The following is a 17,661-nucleotide window of genomic DNA, read 5'->3' as shown; positions in this document are numbered from 1 at the left end:
ACATGTCAATTTGGTGTGGTGGGTGATCGCGATCGCAATCTTCCTGGTGACCACTTTCGGGGTTGTGGCCGTTGGGGTTATGTTGGTGCCGGTTACAACCACGATCAAGGTGTCTGGTCAAGGAACTCAATGGACAATGGGTTTTAATGCCCAAATTCTCGGCTGGCATAGTCACCATGCCTGGCGTGTTCCTATGACTCCGGCACAAAAGGTTAAACCGACCACAGGGTTCGACCCGAAAAGGGTGTCGCAAGGATTCACGGGTCTCAAAATTTATAGTCATTTTGTCAAAACGCTATGGGATAAAACATCCGTCACAAATTTTTCTTGTGTGTTGTATTTAGGGCTGGCAGAAGCGGCCAGCACGGCACTAATTATTGGCCTGTTGAATAATTTGCTGGGGCCTTGGGTAAGCTTGCGCATAGCACCGAGAAGTTCCCGACGCCCGGTTTATGGGATTTATCCGGTATGGGACCGCGTGCAATTCCAAGGAGAATTTCATGCGACATTACGATTTCGGGTGGGCAGTCTGGTCGAAGCATCTCTCCAAGCGTTGATTCGGGCCATTTTCCTCTTTATTCATGGCCGTTACCAAAAATAGTTGTCTAGCATCATTATCCGACGACCATCGGCAGCCAAAAAACTTTGAGGTAGGAGTGAACTTTGTGGAACATATCACCAACACGGACTCACATGCATATCAAGAGGGACATCCTATTGAAAGTCTCATGAAAACAGCCATGGAATCGATTAAAGGCATGATCGATGTGAACACGGTGGTGGGTCAACCGGTTCAGACGCCTGACGGCGGGACAATTATTCCGGTGTCGCGTGTTTCCTTTGGATTTGCCGCTGGGGGTGGTGAATACTGGAAACGGGAAAGTGACGGTCCCGGGCATCCTTTTGGCGGCGGGAGTGGAGCCGGAGTGACTGTTCATCCCGTCGGTTTTCTGGTTGCTCATGGAGATAATGTACGCTTACTCTCGGTTGATCGCGGAGATGTGCTCGAATCGATCGTGAACAATGTGCCCCAACTTCTTGACCAAATCCAGCATCTCATTAGTGGTAATGGTAAGCCGAAGGCACAAAACCACACCACAACCCTGGTCAACCCCCAAGACGTATCTCAATAGGGTGATTGTAGTGAGAAGCTTATATAAAGGGGTGATTGGTTTTGGCTTGGTCTCTATTCCCATCCAGGTTTATAAAGCGATGGATGATGAAAAAGTGGAGATTCATTGGCTTCACAAGGTATGTGGATCCAGGATTCAATATCGAAAATATTGTCCGACCTGCCATGTCGAAGTCGAATCCGGTGAGATAGTGCGAGGGGCTCCTGTGCCGGATGGACGTTATGTGGTGCTCGAGGATCAGGACATCGTCCAGTCTTCGACGGATCATAACGTCACCATTATGAGTTTTCATCTGTTAGATGCCATTGATCCTGTCTACTTCCGGCAAGCTTACTGGCTGAAGCCTCTGCCGGGAGGGCACAAAGCTTACCGCTTATTAGCGGATACAATGCAGAATACGCATTTAGTCGCGTTGGCAGAATTGACGCTTCGGTCTAAGCCGTCCTTAGCTGTGGTCCGGACCTTTCATTCGTCGACCTTGATGATGCATACCTTGTATTTTCCGGAAAGTTTGCGTGAAGAAGGAAAAAACTTTGGCGATGTATCCGTGCAAATATCTGATAAAGAACGGGATATGGCCGTAATGTTGGTGAAACAAATGCAGGAGCCATTTGTTCCAGAACGGTATCCCAATGAGGCCAAGCGAGAGCTTTTAGAACGGATCCAAGCGTTGATGCCCCAAGCGATAACCCCGGAAGAAACACACACGACGCGCGAGGTGATGTCTTTGATGGAACAATTACGGGCATCGGTTTCGCAGACGGCCCAAAGGGTATGATAGAGCCTCATACGTTCATTGCCCCCATGTTGGCCGTTCGGGTGCCCCATCCCTTTGATGATGTCCACTGGTGGTATGAAATAAAATGGGATGGTTACCGGTGTCAAATCCATTGGACCGACCATCTCCAAATCTTTTCGCGTAACGGCCAAAGCCTACTCAGGCAATTTCCTGATTTGGCCGATGTGGCTAAGGAGCTCGATCGGCCCGTTATTTTAGATGGCGAGTTGATTGCCTGGGAGAACGGCAAACCGTCTTTTTCGGCTCTTCAACGACGTCATGGAGGGGCACACCGAGTGATTGTGTTTGATTGTTTATATGCAGAGGGTGAATGGCTGTTGGCCAAACCACTGAAAACACGTCTTGAATATTTGCATAACGTGGTGTCAACGCAGGGAAAAATTGTCGTGGCCGATGGTGTGGTCGAACACGGAATGGCTTTGTGGACGGCGGCGTGGGACCATGGTCTTGAAGGGGTCATGGCCAAGAACTTAAACAGTCCCTATTTACCAGGAAAGCGGGTGAGGGCCTGGCAGAAATTTTTAGTCATGAACCGTCAATGGGCCGTCGTGTCTGTAATTTCCCGAGCCCTGGATGGTCAATGGATGTGGTGGGTGAGTTCGGACAAGGATGGCGGAGATGTGATGGCTAAATTATTAGCCCCCAAGGACTGGAACGTGGAGGTTTCGTTGTTAGTCAAGGAGAAGAGAGGGACGGATATCATCTGGCGCTTACCCGATCCAATTGACGTAGAAGTCGAATACCGAGAACTCACAGCAGAAGGAAAGATGCGGCATGGTCGAATTCGTCAATGGCGAACATCGAATTAGCCTTCATGTTTCGCACCCTGAAAGAGTGTTATTCCCAGATATTGGGGTGACACGGCTCGATTTGTTGGATTATTATGCCGCCGTGAGCTCGGTGATTTTGCCGCACTATTCTCACCGGGCTTTGACGGTTAAACGGTGGCCCCATGGAATCGGCGGGCCGATGTTTTATCAAAAACATGAGCGGACTCGAACAAATGCCTCGCAGATGATTCAAATTCATACCTCGAAAGAATTGTTACAATGGGTGGCTCTGGGGGTTATTGAATGGCACGTGCCTCTAGCCTTAATTGAGGAACCCGACCTGCATGATTGGGCAGTTTTTGACTTGGATCCCCACGAGGTAGGGTGGGAGAAAGTTGCAGAGGCAACAAGGATAATGGCTAAACTTTTGGAATTACTCCGTCTTCCTTATCTTTTGAAAACCTCCGGTCATAACGGGATGCACATTTATATGAGAATTGAGCCGGAATCCTATGAAATAGTCACGACGGCCTGTCGTCTTATTGCAGAAATCGCTGTCAAGACCTACCCGCATTTATTCACCACGGAACGGCTAAAAGTTAGGCGAGGACAACGTGTCTATATTGATTTCTTGCAAAACGGATATCACCGGACGATGGCGGGGGTCTATAGCGTTCGAGCGGTTAAGACAGCATCTGTTTCCTGCCCTGTAATGCTTGATGAAGTGGATATCCTGCCCACATGGTGGACAATGCCGCGTGTCATAGAACGAATTGGGCGTTATGGCGATCTCTTCGGCGTGTTTACACCAGCCATTTCTTTACGCCAGCACCTCGAAGCTCAAGGGATTATGGTTCCTCTCAGCTTGAGCCACTCTTCGGAGGGTGAGGCAAAATGACCAGAAAATCGCGCCAAGCACCGACTCTAGAGCACTTAATAGGCCATCTCCACTGTTGGCCCGCAATTGAGCCGTATATCGAACAGGGATTACATTTGCACAGTTATCAAATTGATAGTGTGTTAACGGTGGTAAATCATCTTCAAGGTCGAGCCATTTTAGCTGATGAAGTCGGACTCGGCAAAACCATTGAGGCAGGATTAATTATCGCTGAATTGAAGGCCCAAGGCCTTGTCGACCGGGTATTGATTTTAGTGCCAGCGGGACTGATCACCCAATGGATTCACGAACTCAAAAATAAGTTCGGTTGGCAAGCTCTACACAATGCCCATGATCAAGGCTGGTTATGGGTATTATCTATTGATACGGCTAAACGGCCGCCGCTTTATCAACAATTACAATATGTGCCTTGGGATCTAGTCATTGTCGATGAGGCGCATCACCTTAAAAATACCAAGACATTAAACTACCAGTTGGTGGAAGGACTTCAGTCGCGGTATTTAGTCTTGTTAACGGCCACACCGATGGAAAATGAATTAACAGAATTATATACCCTCGTAAACTTGGTGAAACCCGGATTATTTGGGAATTATTTGCGCTTTTATCGTCAATTCATTTTGGACAAACGCACGCCTAAAAATGCACGCGCTTTAAAAAAGTTATTGTCGCAAGTGATGGTTCGTAATCAACGACAGGATGTGGGGCTGTCATTACCTCCCCGCGAAGTCACATTGTGGCCAATTGTGCTCAGTGAGGCCGAACGCCGGCTTTATGACACGATGACCCACGCGTTGAAGGTGGAATACCGCCATCGTCTTCAAGGCAATCAGACGGTACTTCCCCTCATTACGTTGCAACGAGAATTATGTTCGTCGCCTCAGGCGCTAATTCCGACATTGGAATCCTCCACCTGGTTAGGATCCTTACAACAGGAACTGTTAGAACTGGCCCGGTCCATCCCCGTGACCGCGAAAATCCGGGCGATTAGTGATTTGATTCGAGTGATTGGAGGTAAGGTTCTCATTTTTACGGAATATCGGGCCAGTCAGCAAATGATTGTTAATTTTTTGCGAGAACAAGGGATTTTGGCTGAAGCGTTTCACGGGGGCTTAAACCGAACCGAGCGTGACCGCTTAATTGCCTGGTTTCGCGACGGGGATCATGTGTTAGTCTCCACGGAGGCCGGAGGACAAGGATTAAACCTGCAATTTTGTCACCAGTTAATCAACTTTGATTTACCTTGGAACCCTATGCGTATTGAACAGCGTATTGGTCGGGTCCACCGGATTGGGCAAGAACATCCGGTGGAAATTTACAACTTGTTCACGGTTGACACGATCGAAGAAAATATATTACATCTACTGCATGAGAAAATTGATTTGTTTCGCCATGTGATTGGAGAACTTGATGTGATTCTAAGACACTTGGAACGCCGGGGAAGCCTGGAAAAACGGTTGCTGGATATCTTTTTCTGGGAAGATGATCGCAAAGCGATTGAGATGCGCTTAGACGCTTTGGGCCAAGAATTTTTAGCGGCGCGCCGGCGTTTGAGTTGGCCACATTTGGACAAATCCTCCACGTCGCCTGAGTCAACCACACAAAATCCAAAAGAATCTGTTAACTGAATTTTGGCTGGGTCAGCAGTATAATGTCTGGTACAACGTACCAAAGATTCGGGGTGACCAGTTGACCCATCGTGTCATAAAGTATCAGTAACGACGGAACTGAGTGGCGTTCTGAACAATTTCTCATGGCATTGAAGAGTGTATGATCTGATTATTGGCAGCGAGGGACAACTATGGGATTTTTAAACGAACGGGATCGGCAAACTTTGGCAGAAATGTTTCGGGATCTAAAATTTCCCGTGCATTTAGATTTGTTTTTGGATCCGGACCAAGATTGGAGTCAGCATACGCACGGTATTCTCACCGAAGTGGTCAGCTTAATGCCGGACCTTTTACATCTGGAAGTTTACGACTTTCACAAAAATCAATTATTAGCTGCACTCTATGGTGTAGAGCATGTTCCGACATTAATTCTGCGTGACAAAAACGAGGATGATACCGGCATTCGCATTTTAGGGATACCGTCAGGCTATGAATTCGCTGTGTTAATTGAAGATATTCTCGATGTTTCCGTTGGCCGCTCCCGGCTGAGTGAGAAGACCATGAATTATGTTCGCAATTTAGAACATGACGTGCTTTTGCAAGTGTTTGTGACGCCTACGTGACCGCACTGTCCCCGGGCGGTTCGCCTGGTCCATCAGATGGCTTTAGCCAATCCAGCAAGAATCCGTGGAGAATCCATCGAGGCTAACGAATTTGCGGAATGGTCGGAGGAAGAAGGCGTTTACGCCGTTCCCAAAACGATTATGACGGTGAAAGATTTAAGTATGAAGCAAAGTTTTGAAGGCGCCTTAAGTGAAGATCACTTTATTCGTCAACTTAAGGGATTACTGGAGCTGTGAGAGGAGCTTGTCGGTGTCAAGGATCACGTGTTTAGAAACCTTGGATGCGATGAAACGATTTCGCGATAGCGTCCCGTCCCATCAAAAGGTGGCGTTAGTACCGACAATGGGCGCGTTACATGCCGGTCATTTGGCGTTAGTAGAACGGGCCAAGGCATTGGCGCCGGTTGTCATTGTGAGCATTTTCGTCAATCCCATGCAATTTGGACCCCATGAAGATTTCGAGAAATACCCGCGCAATTTAGAGAACGATTTGGCGGTTTTGGAGCCGTATCATCCGCTCACGGTATTTGCTCCCACAGTACTGGAAATGTATCCGCATGGTCCGAGTAAAACGGTTATTACCATGCCTTCGATGACCATGGTCATGTGTGGATTAGCTCGGCCGGGCCATTTTGATGGAGTGGCGACGGTTGTGGCTAAGTTATTTAATATCACGCGGCCTCATTTGGCTTTGTTTGGACAAAAAGATGCCCAACAGCTGGCCATTATCAAACAACTTGTCGAGGATTTAAATTTTCCCATAGCCATTATTGCTGTCCCTACAGTCCGAGAAACATCGGGGCTGGCGATGTCGTCACGTAATCAATATTTAACGCCATCACAAAAGGAGCAGGCTGCTTTTCTTTATCAAGGACTTTATGCGGCGCAGGTCCTGTTTGAAAACGGTGAGCGTAGGGCGAATCAGCTGATAGACAAAGTGAAGCAGGTCTTACAAAGCCAGAACATCGATCCTGAATATATTGCTTTGGTAGACCAACGAACACTCGAGCCCATTGAGGTGATTAGAGATTCTCCGGTCTTGATCGCTCTGGCTGCGCGCATAGGACAAGCCCGCTTAATTGATAATGTGGTATTGGTTCCTTAGAGCCGGAGCGTCTTAAGAGTTTGAGATTTTCCGTACAATCCCGCCGTTCAGAGCAGGGATATCAGGCATTGACCCTGTAGGGGTCAATGGTACTGTAATCCCCTTTTTAGGGTCAAGCATTGAGCAACCGGAGACGCCGGAGGGCTTCGCTCAGAAGCGCATTATACAGTTGTCGGGCCCCCCTCAAACCGCGTCAGGAGTCGCCCTTCTTGCGCTGGCGTGATCTCCAGCGGGATGTCACACACGACACGACGGATGAGCGAGATCGTTTAGACCGATTTTTGGTTTTCGATGTCTTGCTTGATATTGGCAAGCGGGGCATCCCCCGCCGTAGAAACACAATATGCATGTGTCTACAAACTGGGCAGACGATTTGGAAGCCATGGAAACTCTTGGCACAAAAATTTTGAGGATCGGCCTTTGAGCGGCTTCCCTAATTTGCGAATGCCGTAGTGCAGATCGTCCACAAGCAAATGCACATAATCCGGTATGATTCCCACTCGATGATTTCGGCAGCGCGTTCGTTTGCCACCCGTGTCATGGTATCGAATGGCGAACCCTAAAAGACTTTTGGTCCTTTCGGGTCATGGGCTGATATCCCAAGACCTCAAGGTCGGGGCTTTATGTCCCATTTTGGTAACAATGTTAATCCATTACATAATTAATAATGGTCAAATTGAGACAATTTCACCAGTGCGGTCTTTTAACCGGACGAGCTACATATAATGTCCCCTAGAATATTGGGGGGATAAGCATGGTCAATATCGTCTGGCTGGTGTTAATTGTTGGCGGCTTGGTAGTTAGTGCCCTACATCACTCCATGATGTCGGTGACTGAGGCGATTGTGACCGGTAGCGAGAAGGCCGTTGAAGTCGCCTTTGGATTTATTGGGATTATGGCGCTGTGGTTAGGCATGGCTAAAATTGCCGAAGAATCGGGTTTAATGCGAGCGTTTTCTCGTCTCCTCGCTCCGTTGGTGTCGCGGTTATTTCCTGGTATTCCCCAAGATCATCCGGCTATGGGCAATATGTTAATGAATATGGCAGCTAATATCCTGGGGATGGGCGGGGCAGCAACGCCCTTTGGATTGAAAGCCATGGAGGAGTTGCAAAAACTTAATCCCGTCAAAGATACAGCGTCCGCTAATATGATTACCTTCTTAGCAATTAATACAGCCTCGATAAACCTAATCCCGGCAACTGTCATTGCTTTACGGGTAGCGGCGGGATCCAAAAATCCTACCGAAATTGTTGGACCGACGATTGTGGCGACGACCGTGGCGTCTATCGTCGCCATTACGGCCGAGCGCCTTTTCCGCCATTTTCACCGCAACGATAAACTATAATTCGGACTACAGTTTTGGGGCATTCATCTCTTATGGGATGCGCCGTAAAATTCGGCCGTTCAAGGCGGAGAAGTTAATCTCGGCAAGTCTTGTCGTGCGTTCTCCTTGCTTGATTGGTAGAGGAGATCTTTCAGCTGACCTGGCAAAATATTTCGGGAACCCAAGGCTTTCGCCCCACAGCACCTGCTCAATGCTCGAAAAGGGCTTCTTAGGGATCAAAGGGGGGACGATATAACGCTGAGACTTCTGACCCGTTCGAATATCGCGGCAGCCATGGAGCAGAAATTGCCCCCAGTCTTCGGAAATTTGATCATCTGACGTTTTTTGTGGTTCTCAATTCGTACAAATCGTAGGAATCCAGGCAATAGCTAGTTTGATGGACACAGTGCCATCAAATAGTTTGTTCGTATTGAGCCGTTGTCTACAATGGCTATCCACAAGGTCAGTGAAACTTTGCACAAACGCCGTCTATTTTGTCCTTAGGGTTTAGGAAAACCTGCACCCATCACGCTCATCTTTTTTGGGGTTAATGCCCAAGGATTATCCAAATAGTTGATGACAGATAAATACAGCGGCAATAAATCCCGCGAGATCTCCGATTAACGCGACTGTCAGTGCATAGCGAATCTTTTTGATACCGATTGACCCAAAATAGAGGGTGACAACATAAAACGTGGTATCGGTGCTCCCTTGCACGGTCGATGCTAATCGGCCAATAAAAGAATCAGGTCCGTAGCGATGCAACAACCCGGTGGTTATTCCTAATGCCGCACCTCCTGATAAAGGACGCACTAGCAACAAGGGAACCACGGGTGCCGGTACCCCTAAATAGTGCAGGGGGCCGGAAAGAAAATGAATCACGGCATCTAATGCCCCAGAAGCTTCGAAAATATTTAGGGCAACTAAAATGCCGACTAAGAAAGGAATCATCCGGACGGCCATGCGAAATCCTTCCTCGGCTCCTTCGACAAAGGTTTCGTACACTTTGATTCCTTTAAGCCATCCATAAATCGGAATAAAGCCGATGAGAAAGGGGATGGCCCAAACTGATACCGTTTCGATAATCGCGGTCATGTGGTCTTTGCGCTCCTTTAAGGATACACGGTGACGGTCGAAATAGATGGGACAACCTGGTATACTAATCCGGAAAATCCCGAGTGGCGACGTCTTGTCTAGGAAAAGATATGATACAACCGTGACAAGCATGAATGGAGGACAAAAATGGGATTATTATCTAAACGATTACAAGAACTAGGAATTATCTTACCGGAAGCTCCCAAAGCGGTAGCCGCCTATGTGCCAGCGCGTGTTGCCGGATCGTTGTGTTTTACATCGGGGCAGCTGCCTTTTCGAGAAGGAAAACTTGTTGCCGAGGGCAAGGTCGGCGAAAATGTGAGCCTTGAAGACGCACAACAAGCTGCTCGTCAGGCGGCCTTAAATGCGATCAGTGTGGCAGCGGCAGCCGTTGGGGATTTAGACCGTCTGGAAGCGGTTATCAAGGTCGTGGGATTTGTACAATCGACGCCGGAATTTCATGATCAACCGCAAGTCATTAATGGGGCATCGTGGGTTTTGGAAGAAATCTTTCAAGAAAACGGACGGCATGCTCGTTCGGCCGTTGGCACCAATGCCTTGCCGCTTAATGCTGCCGTGGAAGTCGAATGTATTTTTTTGATTCGTGAATAGGTTGTTCACCAAAGGAGGGACGGCATGAATTCCCGTCTACAAAAAGTTATAGCCCAAGCTGGGCTCTGTTCGCGGCGTGAAGCGGAAACATGGATTGATGCCGGAAGGGTCCTCGTCAACGGTCAGAAGGCTCATTTAGGGCAAGTCGTAGACCCTGAGACGGATCAAATTGTCGTGGATGGCCGTCCCCTTCAAGTCAAAACCGAACGAATCTATTTAATCCTCAATAAGCCCGTAGGTTATACCACTTCTTTGAAAGACCGCCACGCGGAGCATCTCATATCTGAGCTAGTGCCTGCTCGATTTGGGCGGGTTTTTCCTGTAGGCCGTCTCGACAAAGAGACATCGGGTCTCATCATCATGACTAATGATGGTGTGTTGGCGCATCACCTGATGCATCCGTCGTATGCTGTCCCCAAGGTTTACGAGGCCTGGGTTCAAGGTATTCCTCGACGGAATCACTGGTTGCGGTTGGAAAAAGGCATTCAACTGGAGGACGGGTATGCCCATCCCCAAGAAATTAAAATTCTTCGGACCGAAAATAACAATGCGCTGTTTCGTCTGACGTTAACAGAAGGGCGAAAACGCGAAGTTCGGCGAATTTTTGAGGCTATCGGCCACCCAGTGTTGTCATTAAAACGGATCGCATTTGGACCTTTATCATTGGAAGGACTTGAAGAGGGCCAATTTCGCCCGTTGACACACCGCGAAGTCAAGGCATTATATAGCATGGTGGAAACAGCACGGCAAAAGAATTCCAGGAATCGAAGGGATGACAAATCGAATGAAATCACCAAATCCAGATTTACAGCACGTGGTATCAAGCGTCCAGGCCGTTCAACAATACCAACCGCCCAGTCGCGGCATTCGCTCAGCCACACCCGAGGAAATTCAGGCCGGAATCACCGCTGATGTGTACTTCGTGGGAACCCAGCAAATTCTTAAGGAATTAGGACTGAACAATAAGATTGTGACCGCTGAAATCTTTGCCAATCGGTCTGGGCTGCTTGCAGGAATTGACGAGGCTTTGGCATTACTGGAACCGTTGCCAGTTCAGGTGGAATCGTTAGATGAGGGCACTACAGTAACTGCGAAACAAGTCGTGATGCGGATAACGGGACGGTACGGAGACTTTGGATTATACGAAACGGCACTGTTGGGCATTTTGGCGTCCTCTTCAGGTTGGGCCAGCGCGACCCGCGAGATTGTGGAAGCCGCCGATCCCGTTCCGGTCTACTCGTTTGGTGCGCGGCATGTCCATCCTGCCGTGGCTTCGGTGATGGACCGGGCGGCCCTTGTCGGTGGAGCCAAAGGAGCCAGCAGTATTTTGGGAGCTCGTCAGGCGAATCAAATGCCTTCGGGGACCATGCCCCATGCCTTACTTCTGATGGCGGGCGATACTGTCGACGCAGCTTTGGCCTATGACCGGATTATGCCAGAAGATGCGCCACGGGTGGTTTTGGTCGATACCTTCAAAGACGAGGCCGAGGAAGCCATTCGAGTGGCAGAGGCTTTGAAAGAGCGACTTAATGCGATCCGGCTCGATACTCCAAGAGAACGGGGAGGAGTAACGCCGGAATTAGTCCGGGAAATCCGTATTCGTCTTGCCCAAAAAGGGATTGATCATGTGGGCATATTTGTATCTGGCGGCCTCACTCCTGAACGGATTATTGCTTTAAAAGAAGCTGGGGTGACGGGATTTGGTGTGGGCAGTTATATCGCGGCAGCGCCACCACTCGATATGACAATGGATCTTAAAGCGATTGAAGGTCAACCCGTAGCGAAACGGGGGAGAATTCCTGGACTGACACCTTCCCCAGATCTTAAGATTCGTAAGAGGATGGCCAGCGGCGATTGAACAAGTTTTTTAAATCCTCATAGGCTTCGGGTATGAGGTGTTTTTTGAGTTCTTGCAATTCTGGAACAGATCCGGTTTCCAGACAATCGGCGATGAGATAAGGCAATTTCTTCGAGTCTGGTAGCCAATTAATGAGGGCTTGACGAACAATGTGTTGTTCCTGGGCATCTTCGGGCCAGTGCTGTTCAATATAATGGATAGCCTGGTCCATTTGGCCTTGGCGAATTAGGGCATGGGTTCTTGCTAAAAATAAGGGGTCCATCGCTGCAAATTGATCCCATAAAAACACAATGGGCACTGAGGGTATCAGCTCCATAAGGGATAAAAGACGCTGTACCCGGTGCCACTGCCGGTCCGTTGGGAAAGGAATCACTCCGGGATTCCATAACTCGGCAAGAATCTGCGACGTCAATGCCTCGATTTCGTCAGGAAAACTCGAAAAAATATGGTCCAGCGGCAAAAAGGGATTATACGCCCATAGTTTAATCCAGAATAATAATCCCGGCTTGCGGATTAGCTGTGCGTTCTTCCAGCCTTTTATCGCGTTCAAAATCGAAGGATCATCCAACCAACTTGGATGGAGATCGACGAGCATTTGGGGCTGATGAATGATGCGCTCTAAATTGTCCAAAGCCATTTGTTCAGATTTAGTATGTGCTATTTTGCGGGGAAGCATCCACCATGGCGCGATTTCGGGCATCAACCGAAGAATATTGACGCCCGTTGTGGCCTCAAAAAGAACACGCCATGAATTTTGTAATGCCATGGCGAAGGCGTACGGCGGAAAAACAAATTGCTCGGGATGCTGGCGAAAACTTAGCAATAACGCTCCGACATGAGCACATGGAGCAGGGCGCATACAGGTGCAGCCCCCTTGCCACAAATCCGCAGAGAGTTCAAAATGTGGAATATAGGAGTCATGGTAACCACGCAGTTCCGCAATGAGGCGCCCAGGCATGCTCATCTTGCGGATACAGCGGTCTTCATAAATATAATCACGGGCTAACCGTAGTGTTTTTTCTGGGATTCGCCGTATATATTCGTCAACAATTTCTATGGTGATGTCCATCGGGTTTTGGGACACTATTTGAGACATGATGGCCCCCTTTTTAAAGGTTTTCTCAGTCACATCATGAGCTAGGAGGGATAATGATGCAAGTACGTTGCCAAATTTGTGGTACAGTAAGCGATGTGGCCGCTTGGACTAAAGAATACGAGCTATTAAAGTATAGTCCTGAACATCCTTACATCTGTCGTACCTGTCAACAAAAGATTCAATTGGAGGCTAAGGAAGGCCAGAAATCATAAAATCACTTGCAAAAATCTCGAAATCATGTTGTGATCAGGCGTAATAGCATGTGGATATCAAGGATAGAAAGGATGTTGACGGATTGATTCGGGGAATACGAGGAGCGACACAGGTCGATCGTGATGAGGCACATCACATTTTAGAACGTACTCAGGAACTTTTGTTGGAGATGGCTCGCGCGAACGATATACGCCCGGAAGATATGAGCAGTATTTGTTTTACCATGACTCCTGATCTCCATGCGACCTTTCCAGCAGAAGCGGCACGACAAATTGGATGGCAATATGTGCCGGTTATCTGTATGCGAGAATTGGATGTCCCTCATGGATTGCCTATGACGGTACGCATTTTGATGCAAGCCGAGACGCAAAAATCGCAAGAAGAAATCCGCCACATCTATCAGTATGGTGCTGTGGTATTACGCGAAGATCTCGTAAAGAGTCGTGAGGAGTCACAGGGATAATGAAGGCTTTGGGACGAGGCCCAGTCGTGACAGTTGACGGGCCTGCCGGTGCGGGTAAAAGCACCGTGGCCCGAAAAATGGCGGAGCGATTGGGCTTCTTGTATCTTGATTCTGGAGCAATGTACCGGGCCTTAGCACTGAAGGCATTGCAACATGGTATTGATTTACGTGATGAATCGCAGTTGGCCGAATTATTGAAATCGACCACCATTGATTTAATAGGAAATGGGCAAGGACAGCCATCAGTCTGGTTAGATGGGGAAGACGTGACGACTCTATTGCGTACTCCGGAAGTCAATGCGAGTGTTTCGCTGGTCGCGGGATTTCCGCTGGTTCGTGAAGAAATGGTTCGAAGGCAGCGGGCCATGGCGCGTGAAGGACGCGTGGTGATGGATGGACGCGACATTGGTACATACGTGTTGCCGGATGCGGACTTGAAATTTTATTTGACGGCATCATTGGAAGCCCGAGCTCGGCGTCGGTTAAATGATTTGGTGGCTTTAGGTTTTCATCCAAATTTAGAGACATTAGGGGAAGAAATTCGTCACCGGGATACCCTGGATGCTGCCCGCGAAGTAGGCCCCTTGCGTCAAGCGGAGGATGCCATTTTGATTGACACCACCGATATGGAGGTGGATCGTGTTGTCGATATGATGTTGGAGTATTATCGGCAACGCGTCTCGTAATGTTTTATTGGGTCTTATATTGGATGGTACGTTGGGCCTTTTCATTATACTTTCGTATTGAGGTTAAAGGCGTGGAAAACGTACCGCGAAAAGGACCATTACTGATTTTAGTCAATCACATTACATTATTAGATCCGCCTATGGCGGCTATTTTGATGCCGAGACCCGTGTATTTTATGGCAAAAGTGGAATTATTCCGATATCCGATTTTTGGGTGGCTTATCCAACATCTTCACGCCTTTCCAGTGCGCCGCGGTCATCCAGACCGACAAGCTATTCGCACATCTTTACGCATTTTAGAACAGGAAAAGGCTTTAATGATTTTTCCTGAAGGTCACCGCTCTGAAACTGGTGCTTTGCAAGAAGCCCGGGCGGGTGCTGTGTATTTAGCACAAAAGACGGGAGCCCCTTGCATTCCCATTGGGATCAGTGGGCAATATGGTTTTCGCAAAACGATCCGATATTCCATTGGGGAAGTGTTCACGATTCCCCGTGACATGGAAAGGCACGAAGCGCAGAAATTGATTATGCGCAAGATTGCCGAGCAAATTCCGGGTAATCAGATCGAACATTTTTCGCGGAAAAAACGTATTAAGCGATGACGGGTCATATGAAAATTCTTGGATTGATGCCAACTTCCGGTGTAATATGTAAAGGAGTAGTATGTGAAACACGTTTCATACAGGCGCAATGACAAGGGGGCCGGCGATCATGGATGAACGGGAACACACAATGCCAGAGGACACCACGGAGCAAGCTAAAAATCAAGAGCATGAAGACATCATGAATATGGAAGATTCTCTCGCTTATGCGCCCATGGAGGATGTCCATCCGGGGGACATAGTGGAAGGAAAAGTTGTCCATATTTCCAATGATGGCGTGCTCGTTGACGTGGGGGCAAAATCCGAAGGAATCATCCATTTGCAGGATTTAAGTCACCGCCGTATTGAGCGCCCCGAAGATGTGGTGAAGCTGGGAGACGTCATATCGGTCTATGTATTAGGTTATGAAGGCGAAGAGGGCGTTTTGAAACTCTCGAAAAAACGGGCCGACGAACAAGATGCCTGGAAAAAACTTGAAGAGGCTCAAGAATCGGGCCAAATTTTACACGCTCCCGTCGTAGAAATTGTCAAGGGTGGATTAGTGGTCGATGTGGGTCTGCGTGGGTTTATTCCAGCCTCTCACATCGCCCGGGGCTATGTCAGTGACATGACACCATATTTAGGACAAGTGGTGCCGCTCAAAGTTGTTGAATTAGATCGCAACAAACGGCGTGCGATTTTATCTCGCAAAATCGCGATGGAAATCGAGGAAAATGCGAAAAAAGAACAGCTCTGGCAAACTATCCAAGAAGGTCAAGTACGCCATGGAGTTGTAAAGAGTTTAACCGACTTTGGTGCCTTCATTGACTTAGGAGGGGTGGATGGTCTATTACACATCAGCGAAATGTCGTGGGGACGTATTAACCACCCGTCCGAAGTCTTAGAAGTGGGCCAAGAAATTGACGTGAAAGTTTTGCGACTGGATCCGGAGAAAAATAAGATCTCATTAGGCCTTCGACAGGTATTGCCGAACCCGTGGGAGGGTGTCGAAGAAAAATACCGTGTTGGGCAATTATATCAAGGGGTTGTCGTTCGACTGGCGGGATTTGGAGCGTTTGTCGAATTAGAACCAGGTGTCGATGGACTGGTACACATTTCACAGCTTGCCCCGGAACGGATTCATCAACCCTCAGATGTGGTGGCTGTAGGAGATAAGATTTGGGTGAAAGTCCTTTCCGTGGACGCAGCCAATAAACGCATTTCGCTGTCTAAACGGCAAGCCGACGAAGATATCGCCAATGGTGCGTTATCATCCCATGACCACATTGAAGAGGATGGCGGTTCGACAACTATCGGTGAGCATTTAAATGCGTATCACGCAGGGAACTGGGATGATGAAAAAGAGCCGTAAAGAGTTAGGAAAGACACTCCTAATAGCAAGTACACGCTAACCCCCGAGGATGGACCTCGGGGGTTAGCGCATTTGTGTTCTCAAGCTAATGTTCTTCGTGATTAGCCGGCTTGTTGGTAACTATTTTCGCCCCAACGGGCGATCGTAAACGCTCGTGCTTTTCGAATAATCGGAAATGCAATGACCGCTTTGAGGGCATCCCATCCGATAAAGGGTACCACGCCTTCAAGAAATGCGTGGGACACTGTCGCTTGGGTTGTTAAAATGAGCCCTATCATGCCTCCCAGATAGATGATGATAAGATTAACGGCTAGACCGGCGATGAGTCGGCTCTTGCGCGTGGTCGATCCCGTCAATGTAGCCATTGCCCATGCAGCTATCGGGAATGCCCAAAGGTAGCCTCCAAACGGTCCCACAAGAATGGCCACACCATGACCTCCTTCGGCGAATACAGGAAGCCCAAGGGCGCCTAAGATCAGATAGGTCATCATGCTGAGAAACGCCCACTTGGGAGGTAATAAGCCTCCCGCCAGATAGACACCCAATACCTGCAAGCTAAACGGTACGACGGTTAAAAAAGGTAAGGTAAAAGATGTCACAGCCCCCACTGCTGTAATGGCGGTGATAAAGGAAGCCAAAACCAAAAACCGCATGTAATAAGGCATATTATTCCTCCTGAAAACACGATAAAATTGCGACACCCATGACGCTGTCCTATAAGCTGCGTCATTTTATCACAACGCCTAAATGCATGGAAAGACACTGGCGCGGGACAATAATGGATGTCTTAATATCAATGGCGGCACATTGTTGGGGATAAGGCGGTGGCGATGTTCATTTTAACCACTTTTACTTTTTGGATCGCGGGATCCATCTTAATGATTACAGGATTCGGACGTGAAATTTTCTCTAGGCACCAAATGCGTGTGACCCCAATCGGTCTGGTTATGCTGATGACGAGTGTCATAGCAATCATTAGCGCAATATTTTATCCTTCTCGCTCGGTTAATGTCGGGAACATAATCTGGGAAACCTTCATGAGCAGCGTATTTTTATTAAGAGCCCGTCCACGATTATGGTGGGAGACCTTTATGGTTGCTGTCATGCTTACGGTTGTTCGAGGCTTTGGTCCCGTGAATCCTCATCATGCAGATGTGGTGAATTGGGCCCTGTGGGAAAGTGTCATTACGGGTGTGTTCATGGGGTCTATCATTTCCGATCCTTTGTTCTCGGCGTTATCAGCCGGTATGGCCGCGGTACAATCTGGTATCATCCTCACATTTCTCGCGGGACGTATGCATTTTGGCACGATACGCGACATGGCGTTTTTGTTGAGTTCGACCCTTATTGCGTGGCATATGTCATGGATTATGAACTGGATTTACACAAAGCGCCATGCCGAGATGTCGAATTCATAAGACTTTGT

22 protein-coding genes are annotated in these 17,661 nt (G+C 48.3%); 19 read left to right on the top strand and 3 right to left on the bottom strand.

Annotation, left to right across the window (positions count from 1 at the left end):
• Nucleotides 1–46: 46 nt before the first annotated feature.
• From AOA63_RS07385 to AOA63_RS07335, 10 genes are all read left to right on the top strand, one after another.
• Nucleotides 47–601: a hypothetical protein gene (locus tag AOA63_RS07385; protein ID WP_139061518.1), complete on the top strand. Its 555-nt coding sequence runs from the start codon at nucleotides 47–49 to the stop codon at nucleotides 599–601.
• A gap of 127 nt (nucleotides 602–728) precedes the next feature.
• A complete protein-coding gene (gene ytfJ / locus AOA63_RS07380) occupies nucleotides 729–1,133 on the top strand; it encodes a GerW family sporulation protein (protein WP_053960642.1) in 405 nt (134 codons plus the stop codon).
• A 10-nt stretch (nucleotides 1,134–1,143) separates the two neighbouring features.
• Nucleotides 1,144–1,911 carry a Ku protein gene (locus tag AOA63_RS07375; RefSeq protein WP_053959100.1) on the top strand — a complete coding sequence of 256 codons (768 nt, stop codon included), beginning with the start codon at nucleotides 1,144–1,146 and terminating at the stop codon, nucleotides 1,909–1,911.
• Nucleotides 1,908–2,741, top strand: a complete 834-nt coding sequence (locus tag AOA63_RS07370; RefSeq protein WP_053959099.1) for an RNA ligase family protein — start codon at nucleotides 1,908–1,910, stop codon at nucleotides 2,739–2,741. Before AOA63_RS07375 ends, AOA63_RS07370 begins: the two co-directional genes overlap by 4 nt.
• A complete protein-coding gene (locus AOA63_RS07365) occupies nucleotides 2,707–3,600 on the top strand; it encodes a hypothetical protein (RefSeq protein WP_053959098.1) in 894 nt (297 codons plus the stop codon). Before AOA63_RS07370 ends, AOA63_RS07365 begins: the two co-directional genes overlap by 35 nt.
• Nucleotides 3,597–5,225, top strand: coding sequence for a DEAD/DEAH box helicase (locus AOA63_RS07360; protein WP_053959097.1), 1,629 nt, complete (start codon nucleotides 3,597–3,599; stop codon nucleotides 5,223–5,225). Before AOA63_RS07365 ends, AOA63_RS07360 begins: the two co-directional genes overlap by 4 nt.
• Nucleotides 5,226–5,398: 173 nt before the next feature.
• A complete protein-coding gene (locus tag AOA63_RS07355) occupies nucleotides 5,399–5,830 on the top strand; it encodes a hypothetical protein (protein ID WP_053959096.1) in 432 nt (143 codons plus the stop codon).
• A gap of 36 nt (nucleotides 5,831–5,866) precedes the next feature.
• Nucleotides 5,867–6,067: a hypothetical protein gene (locus AOA63_RS07350; protein ID WP_053959095.1), complete on the top strand. Its 201-nt coding sequence runs from the start codon at nucleotides 5,867–5,869 to the stop codon at nucleotides 6,065–6,067.
• Nucleotides 6,068–6,080: 13 nt separating this feature from the next.
• The gene (gene panC, locus AOA63_RS07345) at nucleotides 6,081–6,935 is read left to right on the top strand and encodes a pantoate--beta-alanine ligase (protein WP_082343819.1); all 855 of its coding nucleotides are present in this window, start codon (nucleotides 6,081–6,083) and stop codon (nucleotides 6,933–6,935) included.
• Between the two features lie 754 nt (nucleotides 6,936–7,689).
• Entirely contained in the window at nucleotides 7,690–8,280 is a 591-nt protein-coding gene (locus AOA63_RS07335; RefSeq protein WP_053959093.1) for a nucleoside recognition domain-containing protein, read from the top strand.
• A gap of 540 nt (nucleotides 8,281–8,820) precedes the next feature.
• Here AOA63_RS07335 and AOA63_RS07330 read toward each other — a convergent pair.
• Nucleotides 8,821–9,354: a spore maturation protein gene (locus tag AOA63_RS07330; protein ID WP_053959092.1), complete on the bottom strand. Its 534-nt coding sequence runs from the start codon at nucleotides 9,352–9,354 to the stop codon at nucleotides 8,821–8,823.
• A 147-nt stretch (nucleotides 9,355–9,501) separates the two neighbouring features.
• On the opposite strand from AOA63_RS07330, the gene AOA63_RS07325 reads away from it, so the two are divergent.
• The 3 genes from AOA63_RS07325 to AOA63_RS07320 are packed head-to-tail and all read left to right on the top strand — an operon-like array spanning nucleotide 9,502 to nucleotide 11,824.
• The gene (locus tag AOA63_RS07325) at nucleotides 9,502–9,966 is read left to right on the top strand and encodes a RidA family protein (RefSeq protein WP_053959091.1); all 465 of its coding nucleotides are present in this window, start codon (nucleotides 9,502–9,504) and stop codon (nucleotides 9,964–9,966) included.
• A 24-nt stretch (nucleotides 9,967–9,990) separates the two neighbouring features.
• Nucleotides 9,991–10,878, top strand: a complete 888-nt coding sequence (locus AOA63_RS20200; protein WP_082343818.1) for a pseudouridine synthase — start codon at nucleotides 9,991–9,993, stop codon at nucleotides 10,876–10,878.
• Complete coding sequence (locus AOA63_RS07320) at nucleotides 10,781–11,824, top strand: nicotinate phosphoribosyltransferase (protein ID WP_242848371.1); 1,044 nt, start codon at nucleotides 10,781–10,783, stop codon at nucleotides 11,822–11,824. The genes AOA63_RS20200 and AOA63_RS07320 overlap by 98 nt, the downstream gene beginning before the upstream one ends.
• On the opposite strand, the gene AOA63_RS07315 is transcribed toward AOA63_RS07320, so the two are convergent.
• On the bottom strand, nucleotides 11,790–12,920 hold the full coding sequence (locus tag AOA63_RS07315; RefSeq protein WP_053959089.1) for a hypothetical protein: 1,131 nt from the start codon (nucleotides 12,918–12,920) through the stop codon (nucleotides 11,790–11,792). The two genes, AOA63_RS07320 and AOA63_RS07315, sit on opposite strands and share 35 nt — an antisense overlap.
• Before the next feature lie 53 nt (nucleotides 12,921–12,973).
• Between AOA63_RS07315 and AOA63_RS18900 the strand changes: the two genes are divergently transcribed.
• From AOA63_RS18900 to rpsA, 5 genes are all read left to right on the top strand, one after another.
• On the top strand, nucleotides 12,974–13,132 hold the full coding sequence (locus AOA63_RS18900; RefSeq protein WP_347474779.1) for a DUF2197 domain-containing protein: 159 nt from the start codon (nucleotides 12,974–12,976) through the stop codon (nucleotides 13,130–13,132).
• Between the two features lie 50 nt (nucleotides 13,133–13,182).
• Complete coding sequence (gene aroH / locus AOA63_RS07310) at nucleotides 13,183–13,596, top strand: chorismate mutase (RefSeq protein WP_242848292.1); 414 nt, start codon at nucleotides 13,183–13,185, stop codon at nucleotides 13,594–13,596.
• Entirely contained in the window at nucleotides 13,596–14,282 is a 687-nt protein-coding gene (cmk, locus tag AOA63_RS07305; RefSeq protein ID WP_053959088.1) for a (d)CMP kinase, read from the top strand. Before aroH ends, cmk begins: the two co-directional genes overlap by 1 nt.
• Nucleotides 14,282–14,884, top strand: a complete 603-nt coding sequence (locus AOA63_RS07300) for a lysophospholipid acyltransferase family protein (protein WP_053959087.1) — start codon at nucleotides 14,282–14,284, stop codon at nucleotides 14,882–14,884. The genes cmk and AOA63_RS07300 overlap by 1 nt, the downstream gene beginning before the upstream one ends.
• A gap of 109 nt (nucleotides 14,885–14,993) precedes the next feature.
• Nucleotides 14,994–16,235 carry a 30S ribosomal protein S1 gene (gene rpsA, locus AOA63_RS07295; protein WP_053959086.1) on the top strand — a complete coding sequence of 414 codons (1,242 nt, stop codon included), beginning with the start codon at nucleotides 14,994–14,996 and terminating at the stop codon, nucleotides 16,233–16,235.
• 101 nt (nucleotides 16,236–16,336) lie between these two features.
• On the opposite strand, the gene AOA63_RS07290 is transcribed toward rpsA, so the two are convergent.
• The gene (locus AOA63_RS07290) at nucleotides 16,337–16,900 is read right to left on the bottom strand and encodes a biotin transporter BioY (RefSeq protein ID WP_053959085.1); all 564 of its coding nucleotides are present in this window, start codon (nucleotides 16,898–16,900) and stop codon (nucleotides 16,337–16,339) included.
• A 159-nt stretch (nucleotides 16,901–17,059) separates the two neighbouring features.
• Here AOA63_RS07290 and AOA63_RS07285 point away from each other — a divergent pair, with 159 nt between their 5' ends.
• Nucleotides 17,060–17,653, top strand: coding sequence for a hypothetical protein (locus tag AOA63_RS07285; RefSeq protein ID WP_139061517.1), 594 nt, complete (start codon nucleotides 17,060–17,062; stop codon nucleotides 17,651–17,653).
• The last annotated feature ends 8 nt before the right edge of the window (nucleotides 17,654–17,661 follow it).

Origin of the sequence: Sulfobacillus thermosulfidooxidans (assembly GCF_001280565.1) — a bacterium.
GTDB lineage: Bacteria > Bacillota > Sulfobacillia > Sulfobacillales > Sulfobacillaceae > Sulfobacillus > Sulfobacillus thermosulfidooxidans_A.
The sequence above is the reverse complement of the archived record's forward strand: the minus strand, read 5'-3'. Positions and strand labels throughout refer to the sequence as shown.

Coding starts and splice junctions, on each gene's coding strand:
- AOA63_RS07370 (WP_053959099.1), top strand. CDS start 1,908: ATGATAGAGCCTCATACGTTCATTGCCCCCATGTTGGCCGTTCGGGTG.
- AOA63_RS07315 (WP_053959089.1), bottom strand. CDS start 12,920: ATGTCTCAAATAGTGTCCCAAAACCCGATGGACATCACCATAGAAATT.
- cmk (WP_053959088.1), top strand. CDS start 13,596: ATGAAGGCTTTGGGACGAGGCCCAGTCGTGACAGTTGACGGGCCTGCC.
- AOA63_RS07350 (WP_053959095.1), top strand. CDS start 5,867: ATGGCTTTAGCCAATCCAGCAAGAATCCGTGGAGAATCCATCGAGGCT.
- AOA63_RS07325 (WP_053959091.1), top strand. CDS start 9,502: ATGGGATTATTATCTAAACGATTACAAGAACTAGGAATTATCTTACCG.
- AOA63_RS20200 (WP_082343818.1), top strand. CDS start 9,991: ATGAATTCCCGTCTACAAAAAGTTATAGCCCAAGCTGGGCTCTGTTCG.
- AOA63_RS07330 (WP_053959092.1), bottom strand. CDS start 9,354: ATGACCGCGATTATCGAAACGGTATCAGTTTGGGCCATCCCCTTTCTC.
- AOA63_RS18900 (WP_347474779.1), top strand. CDS start 12,974: ATGATGCAAGTACGTTGCCAAATTTGTGGTACAGTAAGCGATGTGGCC.
- rpsA (WP_053959086.1), top strand. CDS start 14,994: ATGGATGAACGGGAACACACAATGCCAGAGGACACCACGGAGCAAGCT.
- ytfJ (WP_053960642.1), top strand. CDS start 729: ATGAAAACAGCCATGGAATCGATTAAAGGCATGATCGATGTGAACACG.
- AOA63_RS07355 (WP_053959096.1), top strand. CDS start 5,399: ATGGGATTTTTAAACGAACGGGATCGGCAAACTTTGGCAGAAATGTTT.
- AOA63_RS07360 (WP_053959097.1), top strand. CDS start 3,597: ATGACCAGAAAATCGCGCCAAGCACCGACTCTAGAGCACTTAATAGGC.
- AOA63_RS07335 (WP_053959093.1), top strand. CDS start 7,690: ATGGTCAATATCGTCTGGCTGGTGTTAATTGTTGGCGGCTTGGTAGTT.
- AOA63_RS07290 (WP_053959085.1), bottom strand. CDS start 16,900: ATGCCTTATTACATGCGGTTTTTGGTTTTGGCTTCCTTTATCACCGCC.
- AOA63_RS07365 (WP_053959098.1), top strand. CDS start 2,707: ATGGTCGAATTCGTCAATGGCGAACATCGAATTAGCCTTCATGTTTCG.
- AOA63_RS07300 (WP_053959087.1), top strand. CDS start 14,282: ATGTTTTATTGGGTCTTATATTGGATGGTACGTTGGGCCTTTTCATTA.